At 47.6% G+C, this 23,887-nt stretch carries 23 protein-coding genes; 12 read left to right on the top strand and 11 right to left on the bottom strand.

Annotated elements, in window-relative coordinates:
- The first annotated feature begins 7 nt into the window (after window positions 1–7).
- The gene (locus K0H60_RS00455; protein ID WP_011620877.1) at window positions 8–463 is read left to right on the top strand and encodes an Rrf2 family transcriptional regulator; all 456 of its coding nucleotides are present in this window, start codon (window positions 8–10) and stop codon (window positions 461–463) included.
- On the opposite strand, the gene K0H60_RS00460 is transcribed toward K0H60_RS00455, so the two are convergent.
- The 4 genes from K0H60_RS00460 to gpmM are packed head-to-tail and all read right to left on the bottom strand — an operon-like array spanning window position 438 to window position 5,148.
- Complete coding sequence (locus tag K0H60_RS00460; protein ID WP_220056929.1) at window positions 438–1,193, bottom strand: divergent polysaccharide deacetylase family protein; 756 nt, start codon at window positions 1,191–1,193, stop codon at window positions 438–440. The two genes, K0H60_RS00455 and K0H60_RS00460, sit on opposite strands and share 26 nt — an antisense overlap.
- Window positions 1,194–1,205: 12 nt before the next feature.
- On the bottom strand, window positions 1,206–2,411 hold the full coding sequence (locus tag K0H60_RS00465) for a S41 family peptidase (protein WP_220056930.1): 1,206 nt from the start codon (window positions 2,409–2,411) through the stop codon (window positions 1,206–1,208).
- 48 nt (window positions 2,412–2,459) lie between these two features.
- Window positions 2,460–3,593 carry a murein hydrolase activator EnvC family protein gene (locus tag K0H60_RS00470; protein WP_220056931.1) on the bottom strand — a complete coding sequence of 378 codons (1,134 nt, stop codon included), beginning with the start codon at window positions 3,591–3,593 and terminating at the stop codon, window positions 2,460–2,462.
- A gap of 10 nt (window positions 3,594–3,603) precedes the next feature.
- Window positions 3,604–5,148, bottom strand: coding sequence for a 2,3-bisphosphoglycerate-independent phosphoglycerate mutase (gene gpmM / locus K0H60_RS00475; protein WP_220056932.1), 1,545 nt, complete (start codon window positions 5,146–5,148; stop codon window positions 3,604–3,606).
- Window positions 5,149–5,413: 265 nt separating this feature from the next.
- On the opposite strand from gpmM, the gene K0H60_RS00480 reads away from it, so the two are divergent.
- From K0H60_RS00480 to K0H60_RS00505, 7 genes are all read left to right on the top strand, one after another.
- Window positions 5,414–5,848, top strand: a complete 435-nt coding sequence (locus K0H60_RS00480; protein ID WP_011620881.1) for a rhodanese-like domain-containing protein — start codon at window positions 5,414–5,416, stop codon at window positions 5,846–5,848.
- Window positions 5,849–6,108: 260 nt separating this feature from the next.
- A complete protein-coding gene (gene secB, locus K0H60_RS00485; protein WP_220056933.1) occupies window positions 6,109–6,594 on the top strand; it encodes a protein-export chaperone SecB in 486 nt (161 codons plus the stop codon).
- Between the two features lie 4 nt (window positions 6,595–6,598).
- A complete protein-coding gene (gpsA, locus tag K0H60_RS00490) occupies window positions 6,599–7,615 on the top strand; it encodes an NAD(P)H-dependent glycerol-3-phosphate dehydrogenase (RefSeq protein ID WP_220056934.1) in 1,017 nt (338 codons plus the stop codon).
- A gap of 237 nt (window positions 7,616–7,852) precedes the next feature.
- Window positions 7,853–9,037: a BaiN/RdsA family NAD(P)/FAD-dependent oxidoreductase gene (locus K0H60_RS00495; protein WP_220056935.1), complete on the top strand. Its 1,185-nt coding sequence runs from the start codon at window positions 7,853–7,855 to the stop codon at window positions 9,035–9,037.
- Window positions 9,038–9,598: 561 nt separating this feature from the next.
- Entirely contained in the window at window positions 9,599–11,098 is a 1,500-nt protein-coding gene (locus K0H60_RS00500) for a competence protein CoiA family protein (RefSeq protein ID WP_220056936.1), read from the top strand.
- A gap of 499 nt (window positions 11,099–11,597) precedes the next feature.
- Entirely contained in the window at window positions 11,598–11,729 is a 132-nt protein-coding gene (locus K0H60_RS20490) for a hypothetical protein (protein WP_258405773.1), read from the top strand.
- A 51-nt stretch (window positions 11,730–11,780) separates the two neighbouring features.
- The gene (locus tag K0H60_RS00505; protein ID WP_220056937.1) at window positions 11,781–12,437 is read left to right on the top strand and encodes a hypothetical protein; all 657 of its coding nucleotides are present in this window, start codon (window positions 11,781–11,783) and stop codon (window positions 12,435–12,437) included.
- A 730-nt stretch (window positions 12,438–13,167) separates the two neighbouring features.
- Here the strand turns inward: K0H60_RS00505 and K0H60_RS00510 are convergent.
- The 7 genes from K0H60_RS00510 to K0H60_RS00540 all read right to left on the bottom strand — a co-directional run bounded on the left by K0H60_RS00510 (window position 13,168) and on the right by K0H60_RS00540 (window position 20,234).
- Window positions 13,168–13,677 carry a GNAT family N-acetyltransferase gene (locus tag K0H60_RS00510; protein WP_220056938.1) on the bottom strand — a complete coding sequence of 170 codons (510 nt, stop codon included), beginning with the start codon at window positions 13,675–13,677 and terminating at the stop codon, window positions 13,168–13,170.
- Window positions 13,667–14,854 carry a MerR family transcriptional regulator gene (locus K0H60_RS00515; RefSeq protein ID WP_220056939.1) on the bottom strand — a complete coding sequence of 396 codons (1,188 nt, stop codon included), beginning with the start codon at window positions 14,852–14,854 and terminating at the stop codon, window positions 13,667–13,669. Before K0H60_RS00515 ends, K0H60_RS00510 begins: the two co-directional genes overlap by 11 nt.
- A gap of 383 nt (window positions 14,855–15,237) precedes the next feature.
- A complete protein-coding gene (locus K0H60_RS00520) occupies window positions 15,238–16,599 on the bottom strand; it encodes a TrkH family potassium uptake protein (RefSeq protein WP_220056940.1) in 1,362 nt (453 codons plus the stop codon).
- Between the two features lies 1 nt (window position 16,600).
- Window positions 16,601–17,299, bottom strand: coding sequence for a potassium channel family protein (locus K0H60_RS00525; RefSeq protein WP_011624699.1), 699 nt, complete (start codon window positions 17,297–17,299; stop codon window positions 16,601–16,603).
- Window positions 17,300–17,343: 44 nt separating this feature from the next.
- Window positions 17,344–18,033 carry a response regulator transcription factor gene (locus K0H60_RS00530; protein ID WP_220056941.1) on the bottom strand — a complete coding sequence of 230 codons (690 nt, stop codon included), beginning with the start codon at window positions 18,031–18,033 and terminating at the stop codon, window positions 17,344–17,346.
- Window positions 18,034–19,080 carry a sensor histidine kinase gene (locus tag K0H60_RS00535; RefSeq protein ID WP_220056942.1) on the bottom strand — a complete coding sequence of 349 codons (1,047 nt, stop codon included), beginning with the start codon at window positions 19,078–19,080 and terminating at the stop codon, window positions 18,034–18,036.
- 227 nt (window positions 19,081–19,307) lie between these two features.
- The gene (locus K0H60_RS00540; RefSeq protein WP_220056943.1) at window positions 19,308–20,234 is read right to left on the bottom strand and encodes a pirin family protein; all 927 of its coding nucleotides are present in this window, start codon (window positions 20,232–20,234) and stop codon (window positions 19,308–19,310) included.
- A 134-nt stretch (window positions 20,235–20,368) separates the two neighbouring features.
- Between K0H60_RS00540 and K0H60_RS00545 the strand changes: the two genes are divergently transcribed.
- The 4 genes from K0H60_RS00545 to mog all read left to right on the top strand — a co-directional run bounded on the left by K0H60_RS00545 (window position 20,369) and on the right by mog (window position 23,861).
- Window positions 20,369–21,106: a sulfite exporter TauE/SafE family protein gene (locus tag K0H60_RS00545; RefSeq protein WP_220054323.1), complete on the top strand. Its 738-nt coding sequence runs from the start codon at window positions 20,369–20,371 to the stop codon at window positions 21,104–21,106.
- 114 nt (window positions 21,107–21,220) lie between these two features.
- Complete coding sequence (locus K0H60_RS00550; protein WP_041408656.1) at window positions 21,221–21,685, top strand: NlpC/P60 family protein; 465 nt, start codon at window positions 21,221–21,223, stop codon at window positions 21,683–21,685.
- A 24-nt stretch (window positions 21,686–21,709) separates the two neighbouring features.
- Window positions 21,710–23,194 (top strand): MFS transporter, encoded by a 1,485-nt coding sequence (locus K0H60_RS00555; protein ID WP_220056944.1) that lies wholly within the window; start codon window positions 21,710–21,712, stop codon window positions 23,192–23,194.
- 133 nt (window positions 23,195–23,327) lie between these two features.
- Window positions 23,328–23,861: a molybdopterin adenylyltransferase gene (gene mog / locus K0H60_RS00560; RefSeq protein WP_006083754.1), complete on the top strand. Its 534-nt coding sequence runs from the start codon at window positions 23,328–23,330 to the stop codon at window positions 23,859–23,861.
- The last annotated feature ends 26 nt before the right edge of the window (window positions 23,862–23,887 follow it).

Consider the following 23,887-nt stretch of genomic DNA (forward strand, 5'->3'; position numbering starts at 1 on the left):
GTGAATTATGCAGTTAACACGCTATACCGACTTTGGTGTTCGCACGCTGATGTATCTGGCGGTTCAGCCCGATAGAACAACCCTTTTTAGGATCGCAGAGATTACCGAGGTCTTCGATTTGTCGCCAAATCATGTCTCGAAGATTGTGCACCACTTAGGCAAGTTAGGTTATCTGGAAACCATACGCGGCAAAATGGGTGGATTTCGTTTAGGGAAACCGGCGAGCGAGATTAACCTTGGACAGCTGATCCGTGCGTTAGAGAACTCTCTGGCACCGATTGATTGCAGCAAACCTTACTGCCGTTTCACTCCCGCCTGTCAGTTGAAGGGCGTGTTAGCCCAAGCCGTTGAGGCGTATTTAAATGTGCTCGATCAATACAGCCTGCAGGACATTGTTAGTAATCGAAATGAGCTGCTGGCACTGCTGCCTGATATGACTATTTCTGTCTTACAGTTGGATTAGCGCCTTTCTCATGGGCTAGTTCGATGGGCAACAAGTTTGATGTCGGCACTAGCTCAATCCCTTCCGCCTTTAGGCGCGCTAAGTTCGTTTTTAAGAAGTGAATGGTTTCGGGGTAAGGATGGGCTATAGCCACCAGACTGCCTTGCGCGTGAGCCTGACTAATCATCAAATTAAACTGTTTTTCCAGCGCTGCGGCACTGACGTCATTATCGAGAAAGAGTTGGCGTCGTAGCAGTGGCACGCCGAGTAAATCGGCTTTATCTCCCGCCTTAGTAAACTTGGTTGTCATACTATCGACAAAGTAGAGCTGCTTCTGCTTTAGCGTTTCCATCACCCATAGCATAGGATCATCGAGCTGCGTTAGCAGGCTTCCCATATGATTGTTGGCGCCTTTAGCAAAGGGCACACTGGCGATGGCTGCAAGTACACTGCTACGTATCTGTGCTTCGCTCATATTATTCGTTAAACCACCAACACCTAGGGCTTTACCATTGAGAGCCTGCATGGGTAAGTGCAGCATAATCTCATGGCCTTTGGCGTGCGCGGCTTTGGCTAATTTATTACTGAGCGGTGTGTGTGGCAGCACCGACAAGGTGACGGTGCTTGGGAGTGACAGCACGGCTTCGTCGGTGTGTCGGTAGCCAATATCATCGATGATCAAGGCAATTTGAGCCGCATTGCTTGGCGCAATGCACAGGGCCCAAAGGGTCAATATGTAAAATAGACGCACTATTTCTTCTTATTAGTCATGATGTCGCATCCAAGCGATAGCAGAGGTCACTAGGCTGTCTTGGCTAACATCGGTTCGTGCTGAGATGGCGTCGATTATAGCCATATTCTTTTGATTGGAACCAGTTTCGGTTACAACTTTAATGTCGGGCACTATGCCGATATTGTGAATGTTTTCCCCTCTTGGCGTGTTGTACTGGGCGATGGTGAGCTTGATGGCATTACCGTCGTTCAGTATGGGGATAAGGCTTTGTACCGTACCTTTGCCAAAGCTGGTTTCGCCGAGCAGTTTAGCACGGCCATTTTCCTGTAGAGCCGCGGCGAGCACTTCGGAGGCGGAGGCCGAGCCTTTGTTGATCAGCACTAACATAGGCACATTGGTCAACATGGTTTGCGGTGAGGCGTAATAGTCGGAATTGGCATCGAAGAAGCGGCCAGAGGTCGAGACGATTCGGCCCTTCGCTAAAAAGAGGTCAGCAATTTTGATTGCCTGATCCAGTAAGCCGCCGGGATTATTGCGTAAATCTAAAATCAAGCCCGTGAGATGCGCGTTTTGCCACTGGCTTAAACTGCGCACCATATCCTCGGTGGAGTTCTCTTGAAAGCTACTGAGCCTAATGTAGCCGATATTGCCATCCAGTAATTTGCTAGTGACAGATTGAATGGTGATAGTGCTAGGTTTGAGTGATACCTCGAACAGAGCGTCATCATTATGATGCTTCAGGGTGAGGTGAATACTCTGATTACTCAGACTATGTTGTTTGATTTGATTAAGAATATCCGCAAGATTGGTTTCGGTCGTTGGTGTGTTATTCAGCTTGATAATAATATCGCCCGCTTGGATACCGGCCTGTTCGGCGGGGGAATTAGCAAAGGGCGCGATAATGCTGATATGGTCTTTATCGCTGGCGACTTCAAAACCAAAGCCGAAGTATTCGCCCCGATTGGAGTCTTTTAAGTCGAGTAACTCTTGGTGATTTAAAAAGCTGGAATAGGGATCTAAATGCTCAAAAATCCCTTTAATGGCGGCTTGCACCAGCTCATCTTTGGAAACGGTTTTAACGTAATAGGTTTCGACCGTTTCTAATACATCCTGCAATAGCGGGTAGTCGAAGTCACTCTGATATGACTTGGCATTCTCTTGGCTGGAGAGGCTAATGGACAGGCCTAGGCTTAGGCCGAGTCCAAGGCAGACGATATTGCGGATTAGTTGTTTCATAGCCGTCCCCTGTGATGATGGGGACGGCCACCTTAGCGACAGTACTGATTAACGACAGTACTTGGCTGGATCGACCGCTTGCCCCTTATACCTTATTTCAAAGTATAGGCCAGGCTCAGTCTGTCCACCCGAACGTCCGACTAAAGCAATAGCGTCACCGGTTTTGACCATGTCCCCAGGGCTTTTTAACAGGGCCTGCGCATGGCCGTAGAGGCTCATATAACCTTTACCGTGGTCTATCACCATCACCATACCAAAGCCTTTTAGCCAGTCTGCATAGATGACCTTACCGCCAGAAACCGCGCGAATATTTTGCCCTTCGGGTGCTGAGAGCATAGTGCCTTTCCACACCACTTGGCCGGATCTCGGGCTGCCAAAGCTGGCACTGACACGGCCTTTAGTTGGCCATTTGAGTTTGCCGCCTTGTTTATCGAAGCCTTCCATCGAGGGGTTATCACGCATCGCCTTGAGCGCTTGTTCAACCACTCGCTTTAAGCTGGCCTCTTCAATTTGCAGTTGTTCGAGTTCGGCGCCCTTGGTATTCAGGGTGCGCTGTAATTCTTTTAGGGTGAGCTGGCGTTGATCTTGTTCTTGGTTCAAGCGCTTAGATTGCACTTGTTGCTCGGCCATCAGCTTAGTTAATTGTTTTTGCTTGCTGGTTTGCGAGACTTTAATTTCATCTAGTTCGGTGATGGTTTTTTTTAACTCGTTAATCGAGTTCATGCGTGCCTTGTTGAGGTATTGGTAATAGGCCAACATCCGCTCAATCGTGGCGGGACTCTGCTGATTCAGCATCATCTTAGTGTAATCGTGGTTACCAGCAAGATAGGCGCTCGAGAGCTGTTTTGAGAGCGTTTTTTGCTGGCTAACCTTAAGGGTTTCTAACTCTTCTTGGCGTTGTTTGAGTTCGGCGAGCTTAGTATCAATCTGCGCCAAACTGTTTTTGGTGCTATTGACCTTTTTGGCTGCTGCAGCAATCGCCTCTTCATCGCTACGCAGCAAAGCGAGTAACTTTTCCCGCTGTTTACTGGTGTTTTTGAGCGCGCTTTGTTGTTGGTTGATTTGCGCTTGGATGGATTTCAACTCGGACTGACGCTTCTCCAAATCAGAAGCGTAGACCGAGAAAGATAACATCATAAAGCCAGCAATAATGCTGGCTTTAACGGGGAGTCGAGTGCTCACTAGGTAACAACTACTCTTTTACGTGGATTAAGGGCTTACCCGTCATCTCTGCGGGAATGGTTTCACCCATCAGGTGCAGAATCGTTGGGGCGACATCGCTCAGTTTACCGCCTTCGTCTATGGTGGCGTCACGGCCAACAAACACAAAGGGCACGAGTTCACTGGTATGCGCCGTATGGGCTTGGCCTGTGGTCTCGTCGGTCATCTGCTCGGCGTTGCCGTGGTCGGCGGTAATAATACATTCGCCACCCACTTTCGCCAGCGCATCGACTACGCGGCCGATACAGGCATCGACAGCTTCGCAGGCTTTAACCGCCGCATCGAAGTTGCCAGTATGACCCACCATATCACCGTTCGGGTAGTTACAGATAATCACATCGTATTTAGCGGATTCAATCGCCGCGACTAACTTATCCGTCAGCTCGGTTGAGCTCATCTCAGGCTGCAAGTCGTAGGTTGCCACTTTAGGTGAGTTGATCAGGATGCGATCTTCACCGTTGAATGGCTCTTCCTTACCGCCGTTGAAGAAGAAGGTCACATGGGCGTATTTTTCAGTTTCGGAGATACGTAACTGAGTACGGCCACGGTTTTGCAGCACTTCACCTAAGGTATTCACTAGGTTTTCAGAAGGATAAGCGATAGGCGCCTTGATATCGGCCGCGTATTCGGTCAGCGTTACAAAGTTAACCTTTGGCGTCACCGCACGTTCAAAACCGTCGAAATCGGCATTGATAAAGCTACGGGTGATTTGACGAGCACGGTCGGCGCGGAAGTTCATGAAAATCAGCGCGTCGCCATCGTTCAAGCTGGCAACCTTGCCTTCGCTATCGGTAATGGCTGAAGACGACACAAACTCATCGTTTTCATCACGACTGTAAGCGGCTTCTAACGCGGTCACTGCGTTATCGTATTGGAACTTCGCCTTGCCTTGGGTGATCAGTGAGTAAGCCTGAGACACGCGGTCCCAACGATTATCGCGGTCCATGGCAAAGTAACGACCAATAATCGAGGCGATACGACCATGGCCCAATGTAGTAAACAGATCATCAAAGTGGCTTAGGCTGCCTTTGGCGCTGCGAGGTGGGGTATCGCGACCATCTAAGAAGGCATGTAAGTACACTTTAGTGGCACCGCGAGCAACGGCCATACGGCACATGGCTTCGATATGCTCTTCATGGCTGTGTACACCACCTGGAGAGAGCAGACCCATAATGTGCACTGCACCGCCAGCTTTGACTGCCGCATCGACGGCATCGCAAAGGGCTGGGTTTTGCTCAAACTCATGATCTGCAATGGCTTTGCTGATACGGGTCAGCTCTTGGTAAACAATTCGGCCAGAACCTAAGTTGATATGGCCTACTTCAGAGTTCCCCATCTGCCCATCGGGCAAGCCTACATCTAAGCCTGAACCTGAAATTAAACCGTGGGCATATTGGGCGTTGAGACGGTCGAGTACTGGAGTGTTGGCGTGGTAAATCGCATTCATATGCGTATTTTCACGGTAACCCCAGCCATCGAGGATCAACAACGCGATTGGACGTTTAGTTGTCGTCATGGTGATACCTTTAAAGTTTAAGGAAGCTAAAGAAATCTGAAATTGGTTAAATATTACTACGTAAGCGGGGTACGAAAAAGCGCTTTACCTAGATTAAGGTCATCGAATCGCTATTTGAGCAGATTCTGTGAGCGCCAAGAGAAGCGAGATGGCGCAAGGGCTGAGCTGTGTTCTAGAACTGTGACTAAACTGCTGCAATCTGCCAAGGCAATGGGTATACTCTGTGCCCTTATCGAATTTTTCGCCATTTATACGGGCTGTAACCATGCAAGAATATATCGAATTTTTTAAGGCTCACACTATGCTAAGTCTGGCTTGGGTGGGTTTGTTTGTAATGCTTGTGGTCAGTGTGATCAAATCGAGCTTCTCTAAAATCAAAAATGTCACTCATCAAGAACTCACCACTATGGTGAACAGACAAGACGCTAAAGTCGTGGATGTGCGTTCAAATGACGAGTTCCGTAAGGGCCATATTGTTGATGCAGTTAACGTTACGCTTGCGGATATCAAAAATAATCAGGTTTCAGCCCTTGAAAAGTTCAAAGGCAGTCCCATTATACTGGTATGCAATGCTGGCATGACCTCGTCTCAAGCGGCTCAGCTTTTAAGTAAACAAGGTTTTGAAAACCTGTATAACTTGAAAGGTGGTATGGGTGAATGGCAGGCAGCGAATATGCCTGTTTCAAAAAGCAAAAGATAAGTTGTCGGCGGCAGTTATGCGCTGTGCTGCATAGTTAATTGATTGTGCAGCAGTTGCGTCATCATTGTTTGGCATACTAATCCTGTGGTCACTAAGGGCTTAAATTAAGTATTTAGATTGACTTCAAAAGTACCCCGTTAAGGGAACGTTGGGACGGTACTGAGATCTCATTCAGGCATCAAAGCATAAGCCCAGCTAAATAGACAAAAAAGCCAACCAGATAAGTGTTGGCATAACATTGATAGGATAGGTAGGAAATTATGGCTGAAGTAGCAAACAACGAACAACAAGCCCCACAATTCAACATCCAACGTGTTTACACTAAAGATGTTTCTTTCGAAACACCTAACAGCCCAGCTGTATTCCAAAAAGAATGGAGTCCAGAAGTTAAGTTAGATTTAGACACTCGCAGCGCTAAATTAGCCGACGACGTATACGAAGTGGTTCTGTCTTTGACTGTGACTGCACAAAACGCTGGCGAAACTGCATTCCTGTGTGAAGTACAACAAGCGGGTATCTTCTCAATCGCAGGTCTGACTGAGCCACAACTGGCTCACTCATTAGGTGCATACTGCCCTAACATCCTATTCCCATATGCGCGTGAAGCTGTAGGTAGCTTAGTGGGTCGTGGTACTTTCCCACAACTGAACTTAGCACCAGTAAACTTCGACGCTCTGTTCGCACAATACGTGCAACAACGTCAAGCCGCCGCAGCTGCACCAGCAGCCGAAGAAGCTAACGCTTAATTACATGAAAAACTCTGCCGATATCACGGTGTTAGGGGCGGGCTCTTATGGCACCGCCCTTGCCATCTCTTTAGCCAGCAATGGTCATAAGACCTTGTTGTGGGGGCACGAACCTGCCCATATGCAAACGCTTGCTCAGGACAAATGCAACCAAGCATTCCTGCCTGGTATTGCCTTCCCCGAGTGTTTACATATCGAAGCCGACTTAGCTAAAGCCTTAGCGGCCAGCAATAATGTGCTGGTTGTGGTACCTAGCCATGTGTTTGGCTCGGTATTGGCCCAAGCGAAACCTTTGTTACGCCAAGATGCTCGCATCGTATGGGCGACCAAAGGACTCGAGCCTGAAACCGGACGTTTGCTGCAAGATGTGGCCCGTGATGTGTTAGGGGAGCAATATCCGCTGGCGGTATTGTCAGGGCCGACGTTCGCGAAGGAATTAGCCATGGGGTTACCTACGGCGATTTCGGTTGCGGGCACCTGTCCGAAATTTACCGCTGAGCTAGTGGAATTGCTGCACAGCCCTAAACGCTTACGTGTTTACGCTAACGACGACTTTATCGGCCTGCAATTAGGCGGCGCGGTGAAGAACGTTATCGCGATTGGCGCTGGCATGTCCGACGGTATTGGCTTTGGTGCCAACGCCAGAACGGCGTTAATTACCCGTGGTTTAGTCGAGTTAACTCGCTTAGGCGAAGCCTTAGGCGCTAGTACCGCCACCTTTATGGGCATGGCTGGATTAGGCGACCTAGTGTTGACTTGTACCGACAACCAATCCCGTAACCGCCGCTTTGGTTTAGCCTTAGGTAAAGGCTGCGATGTGGATACCGCCCAGGCCGAAATCGGCCAAGTGGTTGAAGGTTATCGCAATACTAAAGAAGTGTTTACCCTAGCGAAGCGCATGGGCGTCGAAATGCCGATCACCGAGCAAATCTACCAAGTGTTATACCAAGGCAAAGCGCCCTTGGATGCCGCCAAAGAACTGCTCAGCAGAGAAAAGAAATCAGAAACGCCAGCGCAATAAAGCGCGGGTTGTGATGATGCTGAATAAAATAAAGGGTGCTAAAATAGCGCCCTTTTTTATGTCCGATCGCTATCGCCTTAATGTACTGGCAGCAGTCTGCATTGGCTGTATCCATTAAGGCTGGATGCTGAACGCGGAATATCTACCCCAATATCAAAGACCAATACTGTCACTCAGTCTTTGAACTATTTGGGATGATGGCAATAGCCAAATTAATTTATCGACTGGAGTATGAGTGTGAAACATCATGATGTAATTATTATCGGAGCCGGCGCCGCAGGATTAATGTGTGCTGCGACAGCGGGTTACCGAGGTCGTGATGTGCTTGTACTCGATAATGCCAAGCAGGCTGGGCGTAAAATCCTTATCAGCGGTGGCGGCCGTTGTAACTTTACCAACCTGAAAGTCGAACCCGCCAACTTTATCTGTGGCAACCCACACTTCGTTAAATCCGCATTGGCGCGTTATCCATCGCAGCAGTTTATCGAACTGGTTGAGCGCCACGGCATTGAATACCATGAGCGCGATCATGGCCAGCTATTCTGTAATGACTCGGCCAAAGAGATAGTTACTATGCTGCTGACCGAATGTGAATGGGCTGGCGTGAGCATTAAACTTCGCACCGATATTCTGGCAGTGAGCAAAACCGAGGCTGGCCGTTTTGAGCTAAACACCTCAAATGGCGAGTTAAGTTGTGACTCCTTAGTGATCGCCACCGGCGGTTTATCAATGCCAAAACTCGGCGCCACACCCTACGGCTATCAATTGGCCGAGCAGTTTGGGCTTAAGGTGTTGCCAACTCACGCGGGTCTGGTGCCTTTTACTTGGCACAGCGAAGATAAAATTCGCTTCGAACCGCTGTCGGGCATTGCCGTCCCTAGCCGTATTACCGCCAAAGATGGCACCGCCTTTAGCGAAGCCCTGCTCTTTACCCACAGAGGCTTATCTGGCCCCGCCATTTTGCAAATTTCCAACTATTGGAAAGCAGGCGAAACTATAGAAATCAATCTATTACCCAATATGGATGCCGCGCAGGCTTTAGATCAACAGCTGGCCACACATCCTAAACAGAGTCTGCGTAATACCTTAAGTCAGTGGTTACCTAAGCGGCTGGTGGAAGTGTTATTTGATGAGGCTTTACTCAACAAAGCCTTAAATCAGCTGGTTCATGCAGAGCGTGCCAAATTAGTCGACGATCTACATCGCTGGACAGTCTTAATGAATGGCACCGAAGGTTATCGCACCGCCGAAGTCACCCTTGGCGGCGTGGATACCCATGAACTGTCCTCCAAAACCATGGAGGCCATAAAGGTCCCCGGCCTGTTTTTTATCGGTGAAGTGATGGATGTCAGCGGTTGGCTAGGTGGGTTTAACTTCCAATGGGCCTGGGCATCTGGTGTGGCTGCTGGTAGGGCAGTTTAGTTGAATTAATGAAATTAAAATGCAGAGTTTTCTGGTTAACAAAATATCTAGATATTTCTTATCCGTTTGATTAGATATTATAAATAGATAGTCTGCGTTTTGTTTGTTGAAGAGATCACTTTAGCTATTTTTTTGAGAGGCCACTCATTCGTGTCGAAAAAGGAATATAAAACACAATACTTATTAAGAAAGTTTTTATCTGAGCGATGTAAAAACTGAAGTGAATATTGGGTATGACTTGAAAGCCTGTATACATCGCCATAGATATTATGAAAACAGCAAAAATATCAACTTGATAAGCACTAAATCTGTCTTTTTATCAGGCATATAAAATGTTTTAACTAGTAACTAGCAATACATTACTGAATGTCGCGAGTGAGAAGTCTGGTCACTTTAAGAATGACACTATATCACCATAGAGTTGTATCTCAATAAACAATCGCTAAAGCTGATGAATAAGTTCTTTTTCTAACTTTAATTTGTAAACATATGATTTATATCTGAAAGTTGTTGTGGGGCTCTGCTGGAGTTGCCGCTAGTTAAAGATTGAAAGGATTCAATGTGTCTGAAGTTAAAATTTCATGGGGTCTTAGCGCTGATGGTGTGATGCGCCATATTTCCGAAGTTGCAAATGGGAAAGCGTGTGGATGTATATGCCCATCTCCAAATTGCTCAAGTCCACTTATCGCCAATCAAGGTTCCTTGAAGGCTCACTATTTTTCCCATCAAACAAATACAGATTGTGGTGGAGAATCAGCGCTTCATCTTGCTGCAAAGCAGATTTTAGAGGATGCAGCATCTAAAGATGAGTACATCATATTGCCCGAAATCCGTGCGGAGTACTCGTGTGCCGATATGCTTGGAGAGATTGTAGCGGAATCCTGTGTCGAGTTGGCGAGTTTTGAGTTACTTGAGGCAAGGCAAGAGGTGAGATTGAGTGATTCACTCATAACTGATGTTTTTGCTAAATCTTCCCGAGGAAAAGAACTGGCAATAGAGATATTCGTTACTAATGCAAAGGACACAATAAGCATCGGTAAATACAAATCAATCGGGGTTGATGCACTAGAAATTGATCTTAGTAGGCTGCCTTGGACTATCAGTCGCCATGAATTGAAAGAAGCGGTGTTGCACAAGGCAAAACGAACATGGCTACATAACAATAGGATATGTGAGCTATACCAATCTTTGAAACAACAAGTAGACCAAACTGTAGAGTCCAATAATCGAGATTATCTATCCAATTTAAATGGTCTGGCTGCATCTCTAAGCACTAATACCAACCTACCGGTCTTCTGTTGGCCAGAACTAATAACGTATCGAGCTTTATCGAAGAATGAAAGATTTGCAGTAACGAGAGTGCCTAAGATTACACATTTCAATGAAGCGTGGGCTAAATCTGATTTTGGGTATTCAGGCACAGCGGTAGTTGAAAATAAAACAATTGTAAATGTGCTGCTCTATGTTGATGTGAAAAGTAGTCCAATTACTGAGCCGGATATTCCCACCTTGCTCATAGGCTATAACCAGCATGAGTATGATGAGAAGCATCGATTTAACCTTAAATGGGAAAACGTACAATCTTGGAAAAGTAAGTTAGAGAAGATTGCCGATAGTGAGTTGAAACAAAGGAGGCTCCAGCAAATTAATAAATCACAACGAATATCCTCATTTGCGGAGTATTTTCGTTCTAGTGATGAGCCAATAAAAATGCAAATACTTTGTCAAAAGCTTGGATTAGCCGCTCCTACTCAAACCTCCAATCATGTCTCCTGCTGGAATGCTTCCTATGATGTCTGGAAAACGCTGGTCTGGGTTTACAAAATTCACGGAAATGAAGGGTACAAAATAGATGCTGGTGATATCGCATCTGACCCTTGGTTCGAGTCTTTGTTAGGTTTTTCAACAGAAGATTGGGCGTATGAATCACGAAGAAAATTGTTGGGGGCTTGGTTAAAGAAGTTATACGAAGTGGGATTCTTAAGGAGAGTCGCTTGGAGCAAGTATGAAGTAGAGCATTGTCAGTTAAGCAATTTTGTACCATGGCAATTCATAAGATAGCTTCATTGTTCTGAATTGAGCGAGGTTGAAGGTACATATTATCTAAGGTTAATAGCTAATAGATTGATTTTAAATTGATAATTTTTCAGAGATTAAATTTCAACTTTTTATCAAAAAATCGAAAAGAACCTTTTATGCACTGAGTGCCATTCCATACGTTTAATAAAAGGAGAGCAACATGGCTTAAAATTCATCCCGCTATACCCCTAATGATCAACGTTCTAACTCAAAAATCCTAATAACCCAGCAAATAAAGTTTTAAACGATAACCGCTCAAGACAAATGAACCCATGGCATCCGACATTTCAAAAGAGCCGCAATAAATGATTAGTACACTAGTAGGGACTTAAAACCCTGCTATATAGTAATTACGCTTATCAGTTTTGAACTGATTTATTAATTATCATGAGATATCACGTTTTATCATCAAACTATCAATTTTTATTTTTCCACGATTTCATAGGATTGATTTAGACAATCACATAAACAGGAGATAACGATGTCTAATCAACAAAACAACCATAAAGCAAATCAAGGTAACGCTAACAAAGGTACTACTGGTACTAACCAAGCGTATGATAAGGTACAAGGTAATCGCGGTAAGCAAATGAATCCTAATCAGAAAAAATAATGGGATATATTGTGGCAGGCTCACAACGCCTGCCACTTTCTAAGGACAAGTATGGAAGCTACCAATCATAAAAAGAAAAAGCGCAAATTTAAGCTAACGAAACAGCTCGTTAGATTGGCAATTAATGATGGATGGACTCAAATAGAAATTGCTAAAGCGTGCCGAACACATCAATCTATTGTTAGCCATTGGTACAAAGGCTTAGATCAAGGAACGGAGCAACAGCTTAAACCTCTGCTTGAGCAATATGGTCATAAGTTAAGACGGAATTCCTTTAGGGTTTATTGGAGTATTGATTCTGAAAGCGAAGCCAAGGTATTCCACAAGGTTGAAGGCAAAGTTATTTTGAGCCAAGCCTTTTATGACGCTAGAAGAGTTAATTACAAGCTACAAAAAAAAGTTCCTCAGCATAAACTTACCATTCATCATCAAGGTGATAATAAATTCAGAGTTGTTTATCAAAGTCGTTTAAGGTTTCAACATAGCAATGCAGAGCTTGAATCAACAGTAGAAGATGCTATTTGGGGATCACAAGTTTCTGAGCAATATGAGCTTGCGGAGCTACTTCTTGTAATTGATAACTATGCTGAAAAAACGCTAGCTGAATACCCTAGTGACGCATACACGTTACCTTTCATTTTGCGTCAATCACTACTAAATCACGGATTTCAAGTTGATGGAATTGTTGAATACCCTGCCATTTGGTAAGGTATAGAAGAACCCAAAGAAAGGGCTTGGCACCTGTAAGCCAAAATATGTGGGGAAACCACAATGTTTGAAGTACCCAATTAGGTAAGCCCTATGGTTAGCCAGTTCGCAACCATAGTGCTATTCAAACAATTTTAGGAGTACATTGTTATTGCTTTGAAAGGAGCTAGGCCAAAGGCACTGCTGAATAGCCGAAACATAACATGTAGTTAAGGGATTGGGTGGGTAAAAAGCCAGCCGTCAGTCACTGACCGCTGGCTTTTATTTTCCTAATTTTGATCATCGTTACAATATTTATTCACACAGCGATACTTTCAATTTATTGATAAATATAGGTAATAGTTTGTCTTTGGTTAATTATGGGGAATCATTAATCCCTAACTTGCAAGACTTAAAGCCCTGACTGTTTGAACTCATCAAAGCCAATCTTCGGGTTAATTCCAAAGCTTGATAACGTTGTCGTTAGGCGTGCAGGGTGATGTGTCATTGTTTCCTCAGTCACGTATACCTCCCTTTATTTAAGAACCGACCCTGAGACTCTACTAAGCAGAAGGTCAGTGATGGTGATGCTTGAAGGCTTCCTGAACTATGCAGAAAAGGGCATCTTCATATCCACATTTATATGATGTGCTGTAATGCATAGCTATTTGAAGTCACATTTCAGCAATGGATAAAAAATGAGTTAGGGAATTGACTCTAACTCATTCGTTTCATAATGTTTCTTTACTTTTTAGTTGTCGAAAAATGCAGAGTGATAGCTAACTTCCCCTGTCGGAGTATCGTCGGCTAGCGATAAAGCTAGGAAATATTCTGAAGGAATATTTGGAAGTGTCAGTTTTGGCAGTGACTCAAAGCCAAATCGGCCATAGTATTTGGGTTCGCCAAGTAATACGACCCCTTCAATCCCTTGTGCTTTAAGTTGTGATAACCCTTCACGAATAAGTGCACCACCGATACCTTCACCTTGACGTTCCGGCACTACTGAAACTGGGCCTAAGCCACACCAAGCATACTCTTCGCCATTTATCAGAATCGGAGAAAAGGCAATATGACCAATGATGCCTGTTTGATCTTCACAAACTAGAGATAACGACAAAACTTTCGCATCACGTAGTCTGTTGACGATCAAGTGTTCTGTTGGTTTAGCTCCCGGTTCGTGGTGCGGATGGTTCTCAAACGCTCGATAAATAAGATGTTCAATTTCTGAAAGGTCGGAGTGATTTTCAGCTCTAATTTTCATGTTTTAACCTTTGTTTCTTTAATATAAATACTTGGTAACCATATTGACCTAAGTATTGCTCGTGTATCCTGAGTTCTTTGCGTAAGTCATTGAGTGAGTTAGAAGTAAAATCCTTGTCATCGAGCTGAGCGATCTTTTGCTTCAATGGTTCCAGATAGTTACGCCACGACTGTTCACTCTGTGTAAAGTTTTCGATAACCTCATAGCCCGCTTTTATCATCTCTTTGATTCGATGTTCGCTAGTTGCCATGTCGGGATAGTTTTGTTGCCAAAACTCTATGGCTTCGGTATCTGGGTTATTGGTCAACCAAATCAAGTCACTAATCACTAAATAACCATCATGCTTAAGAAATGGTTTCCAACTTTTGAGCGCCTGCTTGATTCCCATAATATAGGCACTGCCTTCTGACCAGATCAGGTCAAATTGCCCCTGTTCAAATGGTAGTGCCGTCATGCTGGCACAAATCGATGTTATTCGATGTTCAAGAGCATTTTCTTTAGTCTTCTCTTTAAGGCAGCTTAAGCTGTACTCATCGTTATCGAGTGCCGTTAAATTGAAGGCAGAGTTTTTTGCTAGAAAGAGGGTTGTGACTCCTTTTCCACAGCCAATTTCTAGCGCATCCCCCGACTTAATAGGTAAAGAGCGTAATGCTTTGAGGGAGTCACCATCATCACTAGGCCCCAGCCGATCTAAACCTTGAAAAATCGCTTCAAAGTCAGCCATATATTGATCATGTTCATTCATATCTTTGGACAACCATTTGAGTCTCAGTGCCTGCTTTTCACTAAAACCCTGTTTTAACAACCATTCTAGGTGTGCTGATGGAGCTTCTTTTTCCATTGATAGGTGCCACTCCTTCATCGAGTTCATGCCAAGCATTGAGGAAAGCAGCTCTCTTGCCTTTTGTTTTTGGGCGATTTCTTCATCCAATACATTCAGCCTATGAAGTAGCAACTCTCTGTCAATTTGAGCCTCCAAACATGCTTGGCACTCTTTTAAGGTTAATCCTCCAGCCTGTAGTTGTTGTAACAGTTTGACTTGTTGGACATCTTTGTTTGAGTAGCGGCGATACCCATTGCTTTGCCGTTTGGCAGAAATTAGTCTGAGTTTTTCGTAATAGAGCAGAGTGGAACGGCTTAATCCGACTTTTTGTGCTAATTCAGAAATACGGTACATGGGGTTCCTCTCATTTATGAGCGAACTATAAACTGTGAAGTTTTAGACAGGTCAACATTCATTTTGGCAGAAATTTAAAAATAATCTTGATCGTCAGAAGGGTGTGGAATGGCGAGTAGGGGCTCCATACCTGCCTAAATCTGTATGACATAGGCCTTTATTTGCCGCCACTTTGCTCTGGATTCTTGTTGTACTTTGGCTGGCATTGTTTATATTCGAGCAAGACGACCGTCCGCCCTAGTGGTCTATTCATCGCGTCGTCGAGCAAATGCCATGGTTCACCTATAATTCAGCGCTTTCAGAGCCAACTCGACTATCTCGCTGACTCAAGATTACAAACCTCTGATAGCCACTAAATTTATTATGTCACCACCAATCTATCCTTACCCAATTGCTAATTTGGTTTCTGCATAGCGCAGTTTTTTTATTCTTGGGTTGGCAAGGAAGTAGGCCAACATCAGTGGGCCGAGGCGTCCCATAAACATCATAAAGATGATAATCCCTTGGCCGGCACTGGATAAATTACCTGTTAATCCGCGGGATAACCCGACGGTGCCGAGGGCGGATACGGCTTCGAAGGCGATATCCATAATTGGGGCTTTTTCGGTGAGCACGAGGGCGAATATTGCCAGCCAAGTGACGCCGATGGAGATCATTGTCAAGGCGAGCGCCTTGCTAATAGTGTCTTTGGGGATTTCGCGCTTAAACACATACACTGCTTCATCGCGGCGCAAATAGCCGTAGGTGGCGAGGATTAACACCATAAAGGTCACCACCTTAATGCCGCTGGCGGTACTGAGGGAGCCGCCGCCGATAAACATCAGTACCAAAATCAACAAGGTGGAACCATCTTCGAGTTGGTCTATGGGTAGGGTGTTAAAGCCTGCGGTGCGCGGGGTCACGGCTTGAAACCAAGAGGCCAACCATTTGCCGAGTTCGCTTAAGGGCGCGAGGGTGTTGGGGTTGTTGTACTCAATCAGGTAAATGGCTATCACGGCCACGGCATTGATCAGTACGGTGCCAGTAATCATCATGCGGCTGTAGACGGTGAGTTTCGACCAACGTTTATTGCGTTTAAGGTCAATCCACACCGAAAACCCAAGGCCACCCACAATAAATAAGCCGGTGATGGTAAGGTTTACGACAGGGTCTGCCACATAGGGCATCAGGCTATCTGGGCTTAGGGCAAAACCCGCGTTATTAAAGGCGCTAATGGTATAAAAGAAGCCATGAAATAGGCTGGTTTGCCAGCCCAGCTCGCCGCTCCAGTAGACGGATAAAATCAGCATACCCACGGCTTCAACCAATAGCGAAAACACCAGCACGGCCTTAGCGGTCGAGACTAAGGTGGAGGTATCAGTTTGATTAAACGCTTCTTTCGCGACCGTTTGCTGCAAGAAACCTATCTTACCGCCCAGCGCTATTAGCGTGACTATGGCAAAAGTCATCAAGCCTAGGCCGCCGCATTGAATGAGCAGCGCGATAATCACTTGGCCAAAGGGCGTGAACACACTGCCAGTATCGACGACCACAAGTCCTGTTACCGTCACCGCCGAGGTCACGGTAAAGAGGCTTTGTAGCCAAGTAATAGGCGACTCGGTGGCGATGGGCAGTTTTAGCAAGCAAGTGCCGACGAGGATCAACAGGGCAAAACTGACACTGAGGATAAAGGGCGGCGCGCCAAAGAGTTTTTTACCGCTTTTAGGTGTGTGCTCTAGGGTGAGCGAAGGGTGCCATTGAACCACGTTACACCAACCTTGGTGCGAGTTGTTTTAACTCGGCACGGCTACCGCAGAGGAATAGGGCATCTTCTGTGTGCAGGCTAAAGTCGCTATCAATCTTGCTAAATACGTTGTGCTCACGCTTAACCATCAGCGCCGCCACCTTGCCCTTAGGATTGCGTGGGACATTGGTTTGCTCATCGGCACTGTGTTCCTGCAAGCTCCCGAGCAGTTGGCCAACAGTGGTGTGATGCAACTGAGCTTTAATATGGATTTCAACAATATAGAGCCCATCACCTATGGCGAGAAAATTATTCACCATAGGATAGTTAAGCGACTGGGCGACGCGGATCCCCATTTCTTCCTCGGGATGAATAATGCGGGCAACGCCGAGTTTCGACACTATGGTATGGTGCGCCTTGGTGCTGGCCTTGACCCAAATCGTCTGCACGCCGAGGTTTTTCAGTGCCAGCGTGCATAGCAGGCTAGACTGCATATCTTCACCGATAGCGACCAACACGGCCTCGCAGTTGGTCAGATCGAGTTCCCGCAGCGATGCCTCATCGGCGCAGTCGCAAATCACCGCTTCGGTAAGACTTTCTACATATTTTTCAACGATTTTTGGGTCGCTATCGACACCAGTAACCGTGTGACCTAAGTGGATGAGTTCGAGGCTCGCGGCAACGCCGAAGCGGCCTAATCCGATGACAGTAAAATGTGCCATTCCATATCCTTTTGTGATTGAACTAAAGAGTGAGGTGAGCTGGCCTAGGGCGGGTCGAGGTCGGTGAGTCGATACCCTAAGCCGGGTTCGGTTTTGATCAGTTGTTGTTCGTCGCTGTCGTTGAGCTTTTTACGCAGTTGGCGGACTAAAATCCGCAGATAGTGACTATCTTCTTGATGAGTCTCGCCCCAGATATTGCGCAGCAGTTCGCTCTGTTTCAGTAATTGCCCCGGGTGGGACATGAGTTGGGCGAGCAGGGCAAATTCCTTTTTGGTAAGCGCCACTTCCTGTTGATTGAGCCAGCATTGATGGCTGCTCTTTTGTAGGGAGAGCGGGCCAAATTGCAGTATATCGATGGTGTTTGAGGTATTCACAAGGTCACGAACCAACACCTTGATACGCACGATTAATTCCCTGATCCCAAAGGGCTTACTCAGGTAGTCGTTAGCACCCGCCTCGAGAAGGCGGATTTTTTCTTCCTCCTGATCGCGTGCGGTGAGTACTAGCACAGGGGTCTTATCCTGCTGGCGCAGCGCATAGAGTAATTCGATACCATCGCCATCGGGCAGGCCGAGGTCGAGCACGATAAGGTGCGGCTGATGGCTGCGGTATTGTTTAAGCGCCGTGGCTATGCTGGTGGCGCTTAAGTATTCAAAGCCTTCCGCCTCGAGTGAGATCCGCATAAAGGTATGGATTTGCGGCTCATCATCCACCACTAATACCTTGTAAGCCATTTATGCCGCCTTCGTGGTTATTGGCAAAGCGATGCGGATCAGGCTGCCTTTGGCAACACTTTCGGCGCCGATGCTGCCCTTATGGGCGGTAATAATGCCTTTGGCGACCGCAAGGCCTAATCCCGCACCGCCATCGGTCGAGGGATGTTGACGATAGAAGAGGTCAAAAATCGCCTCGGCGTCGGCTGGTGCTATGCCTTGTCCTAAGTCTTGAATATCGATGCGCAGCATCTGTTGGTGGCGATAGAGGTTTACCGTAACAGGCTGTTCTGCGGGCGAGTAGCGCAGGGCATTATCGAGTACATTAAAAATCGCCTGCTCAATCAAAGAGCTGCAAATCATTAATGGCGGAAGTTCTGGCTCACAGTGAATTTGGATCCTAGGTTGCGCGGTTTGAAAGCGGGCGATAGTGCGCTGTAACACTTCGCGTAGATTGGCTTCGTCTAGGCTAAATTTGAGCGCGCCATGTTGTAACTTAGTCGCTTGCAAAAGGTTTTCGATATATTGGTGCAGCCTATGGCTCTCGGCGGCGGCCGAGTCGATAAGCTCCTCGGTTTGCGTCGGGTTAAGTTTGGCTTGGTATTCCTTCAGCGTGGTTAGGGTGCCGATAATGGTCGCAAGCGGCGTGCGTAAATCGTGGGAGACAGAGAGCAAAATGCTGTTTCTGAGCTGCGCCTGTTCGAGTGCCTGCTGCTGGCGGCGGTAATGTTCGGCTAACTTGCTGCTAGTGAGGGCGACCAGCAAAAACACGCTTAGATTGACTATGTCTTCGACGTTGAACATCTGTAACGAATAGCGTGGCGTGGTAAATAAAAAATTGAAACTGACAGCGCCAAATACGGCCACAAAATAGGCGTAATTGGCGCTGCATTGCAGAGCCACGGCGACCACGGCTAATTGCAGGATAAGCAGTACGGCAATGGCCGAGCCTGAAAAGTGATCAATCAAATAGCTAGTGAGCAAGGCTATCACTAACAGCATGGCGGTAAATAACGCGGGGTGCGTGCGCCAGTATTGGTTGATGGAGGCTGTGTTTGCAAAAGTCATAACGGCTAAGGCATTGCTGAAGTTAAGGCTACTCTAGCAAAGGCATGTGGGGATAGCGCGTAAAAAATCCGTAAAATTTTTTGTGGCTTGGCGTGTGGTTTTGTCTGGCATTTACATCAGGCTGGCGGTTTTGCTCGCCGCCTTGCATCAGATAAGGGCTGCAAATACCGCGATTACGCGAGGTAATCTAGCTCCATTACCTCGCGCTAACGCATGAACGGCTTGGGTTACCAAGGGATGGGCGGCGGCATTAAGCGTTTGCCATTATAACCCGGCACAGTGGCAAAACGTGGGGACTTGGCCTCCCAATCGGCTTGGGCGCTGGCGATATCTTCCTTACTGTGGCCGACAAAATTCCACCAAATACTGACGGTGTCGGCGAGGGGCGCGCCGCCAATCAGCAGTAAACGTGCGCCAGGGTGAAGGTCGAGCGTCACACTCTCGCGCAGCATGCCAAGGTAAGCGAGGTTATTGTTATCAAAGGCCTCGTCGTCGATATCGAATCGGCCCTCGAGGGGCATTAGGCCATATTCAAATCGCGGATCCAGCCTGAGCGTCAGTTGAGTGGCCTCTGCGGCAAAAATATCGAGCGCGACGATTGGTGAAAAGTGCAGCGTGGGCGCTTGTTTATCCTTCCACGAGCCAATCAATAGGGTAAATTCGACGCCCGCCTCCTGCCAAGTGGGCAGCTGGGGATAATGGTCGAATCTAGGGGCTGTGTCTTTGTGTTCCAGCGGCAGCGCAATCCATAGCTGCACCGCATGCATAGTGCGATGACCTTCGACGGACTCTTCGGTGTGGGCGATACCATGGCCTGCGGTCATCAGGTTTACTTGCCTCGGGCGTATCACTTGGGCGCTACCTAGACTGTCCCTGTGCATGATTTCCCCCTCCAGCATCCAAGTGAAGGTTTGAAGGCCGATATGGGGATGCTCGCCCACATTCATTAAGGGGCCGTCGGTGACTGGGCCAATATGATCCAGAAAACACCAAGGACCTATGAGTCGACGCGGCTTTTGCGGAATCGCCCGCGCTACGGGTATCCCGCCCACATCACTGATTTTGGGGGCAATCTGCTGGATTTGGATCCGCCCATCTTCGACGGGACATTCCCTTGGGCCGCCGTAAAATGGCGATGTTTGCATTTGACTCATATCGACTCCTTATCTTCATTTAGACACGGATAGACTTAACATTTATGCTGGTGCAGCGAGGCGTGTTATCGCCCTCAAGGTCTGTTACTCGATGCTCGACCTTAATGACTTTAACGCAATATTGGGAATAAGGGATGTTAACAGACCCTCTTTTTTGGCTGGTGGCGATTCCTGCGGTGTTGATCACTGGGATCTCTAAATCGGGTTTTGCTGGCGGTGTCGGTGGCCTGACCGTGCCCCTGTTAGCGCTGGCCATAAGCCCGGCAACCGCGGCGGCAATCATGTTACCTTTGCTGATTTATATGGATTTTTTAAGTGTTCGTTCGTGGTGGGGCCAACATAATTCACGCCAATTATGGATCCTTTTACCCGCGGCGATTGTGGGCATAGGCATAGCCTATTGGCTGTTCGACCGCTTAAACGAAGATTACTTACGGGCGATTTTAGGCTGTGTGTCCTTAGGTTTTGGCCTTTATGGCTTGATATTAGGGGATAAAACCCAAGCAACGCCTTCGCCACTCGTGGGGCGGCTTTGCGGCTTAACCGCAGGCTTTACTAGCTTTGTGGCCCATGCGGGCGGGCCGCCACTCAATGCCTATTTGCTGCCGTTACGCTTGGCCAAGCCAGAGTTTTTAGCCACGGCAGTGGTATTTTTTGCGGTGGTGAATCTGGTTAAATTGGTGCCCTACAGCCTGCTTGGACAAATTAACCAAGGTAACATTCTGATCTCCTTGTTACTTGCGCCTTTGGCTTGGTTAGGCGTAAAACTGGGGTTGTCGATCCAGGATAAGATCAGCGATAGGTTGTTTAAACGCATCATCTTGATTTTAATGGTGCTGGTGGGTATTCGTTTACTGTGGACGGCGTTATAGTTTTAAGCTTGAGATTAGCTTAGGCTGATACCATCGATTTTTCACTGTATTGTCGTTATCGCTTTGATAGCACCCGATATTACGCAAGAATTGCCTGCGATGAGTTTTACGCTAATGAAACGATTACTGATAGTTATCTTAGCCTTAGGCCTTGGCGCCTGTGCGAGCGCGCCAGAACCTAAGCCTGTGGTGAAGCAAGTGGAACCCGTATCCGTTTGGAACGATAGCAATATCGCCGATTTCCATTCCGAATGGCGCGGCGTACCCTATCGTCTAGGTGGCGGCACTAAGAAAGGCATCGATTGCTCGGCCTTTGTGTCGGTCGCTTATCAAAAGATGCTGGGTATGACTCTGCCGCGCACAGTGGAAGAACAGCAAGCCCTCGGCAAACCCGTGGCGCGGGATCAACTGCGTAAAGGCGACTTAGTGTTTTTCAAAACGGGTTGGAGCACGCACCATGTCGGCATTTATGTGGGCGGAAATAATTTTCTCCATGTCTCGACGAGCCAAGGGGTGAAAATTTCGAGCCTGCTAAACAGTTATTGGGCATCAAAGTATTGGAATGCAAGGCGAATTTAAGCCTTAATCACAGGTGGAGACTCTATGACCCCAGCGTCTGCTTCGTCCCAGCATGAGCCTCTGCCCACCTCAGTTTTTCTGGCGATTTTCTCCGCCGTATTCTTACCCATGTTTCTGGCGGCGGTCGATCAGACCCTACTCGCTACCGCCACCCCTGCCATAGTGGAAGATTTGGGCGGCCTCAGGCAAGCCTCGTGGATCACTATCGGTTATATGCTGGCGATGGCTGCTAGCGTGCCTATTTACGGCTGGCTAGGGGATAACTTTGGCCGCGCTAAAATCCTGATGATCGCCTTAGTCGTGTTTGCGCTGGGTTCGGTTGTCTCCGCCAGTGCCAGTACAATGGACCATATGATTGCCGGGCGGATCCTCCAAGGCCTCGGCGGTGGCGGGTTGATGAGTCTGTCCCAATCCCTTGTGGGTGAACTGGTACCGATACGGCAAAGGGCGCGTTTTCAGGGCTATTTTGCCGCTATGTTTACCCTCGCCAGTGTTGGCGGCCCAGTGATTGGCGGCTTTGTGGTGCATGCCTATTCTTGGCATTGGTTATTTTGGGCGAATATTCCTTTGGTCATGCTGGCGGTTTGGCGGCTTAATCGCTTGCATAAACAGAGTGTTAAACCCGTACGGCAAGGCAGGTTTGACTTGCTCGGCGTGCTGTTATTTCCCGCTATCATTACGGCGCTGCTGTATTGGTTATCTGTGGCAGGGCAAGACTTTGTTTGGCTATCGGCCACAAGCTTAGGCTTTATGGGATTTATCTGTGTGGGCGCCCTTGTGCTGTTGTGGTGGGAGCGTCGGCGTGAAAGTCCTTTCCTACCGCTGGATTTGCTCGCCAATAAAGCCATTTACATGCCGCTCTTCACGGCAGCGCTATTTGCCGCCTGCCTATTTGCGATGATCTTCTTTTTACCCATTTACTTACAGGTCGGTCTGCACACCAATCCGGCCAAAACGGGCTTGCTGCTGATGCCAATGACCTTTGGCATAGTGACGGGTTCCACCATAGCGGGCAGGCTGTTGAGTCGGGACGTTGCACCTAAATGGTTGCCGACCTTTGGTATGGGCTTGGCCTTTATCGGTTTGCTCTTAATCGGTTTAGTGCCGCCGAATGCGAATCTTATCGGCGGCTTAGGTGTGCTGGTGGGCATTGGTTTAGGAACTGTGATGCCCAGCGTACAACTGGTGGTGCAGAGCGTGTCGGGCAAGGCGCGTTTAAGCCAAATCACCGCTATGGTGTCCTTGAGTCGTTCCATGGGCGCGGCAATTGGCACGGCCTTATTTAGTCTATTGCTATATGGCTTGTTACCGCTCGAAGGGGCGCAGGTGGGGATTGCGGCAATAAAGCAGTTACCCATAGAGGTTGTGCATCATGCCTTCCAGTGGGGTTTTATCGCGGCGGCTCTGGTGGCGCTTAGCTCTGCGATTGTGGGTTATCTCTCGCCCGCAACGCCGCTTAAGGATCACAATACTGAGCCGCTCCCTAAAGCCGCTAGCCCGGCAGACTAGCTGCTAATACGTGAGCTAAGTCGAGTTGTCGGCGCGCATTTTGCCTTGTTTTTATGCTATTTTAGCCGCAGAGAAATTAGTGGATCCCAAAGTGCTTAGGGGTCGAGTCACAGATTGATGTTTGGAGTGGGATATGAGCAAAGCAAAAATCGGGATTGTTACGGTAAGCGATCGTGCCAGCGCGGGGATTTATGAGGATATCTCGGGCAAGGCCATTATCGACACCCTCAATGATTACCTCACCAGCGAGTGGGAGCCGATTTATCAAGTGATCCCCGACGAGCAGGATGTGATTGAAGCGACCCTGATCAAGATGGCCGATGAACAGGATTGCTGTTTGATTGTGACCACTGGCGGCACAGGTCCAGCCAAGCGCGATGTGACGCCAGAGGCGACTGAGGCCGTGTGCGATCGCATGATGCCTGGCTTTGGTGAGCTGATGCGCGCCGAGTCGTTAAAGTTTGTGCCTACGGCGATTCTCTCTCGCCAAACTGCGGGCTTACGCGGTGATTCGCTTATTGTTAACTTGCCGGGCAAGCCCAAATCAATCCGCGAATGTTTAGATGCCGTATTCCCCGCTATCCCTTACTGCATCGACCTGATGGAAGGGCCGTACCTCGAGTGTAACGAGGCCGTGATTAAGCCTTTTAGACCTAAGGCAAAATAACGCTCCGCGCTGCAAGATGACATAAA

The sequence above is a fragment of the Shewanella mangrovisoli genome, assembly GCF_019457635.1.
GTDB classification, from domain to species: Bacteria; Pseudomonadota; Gammaproteobacteria; order Enterobacterales; family Shewanellaceae; genus Shewanella; species Shewanella mangrovisoli.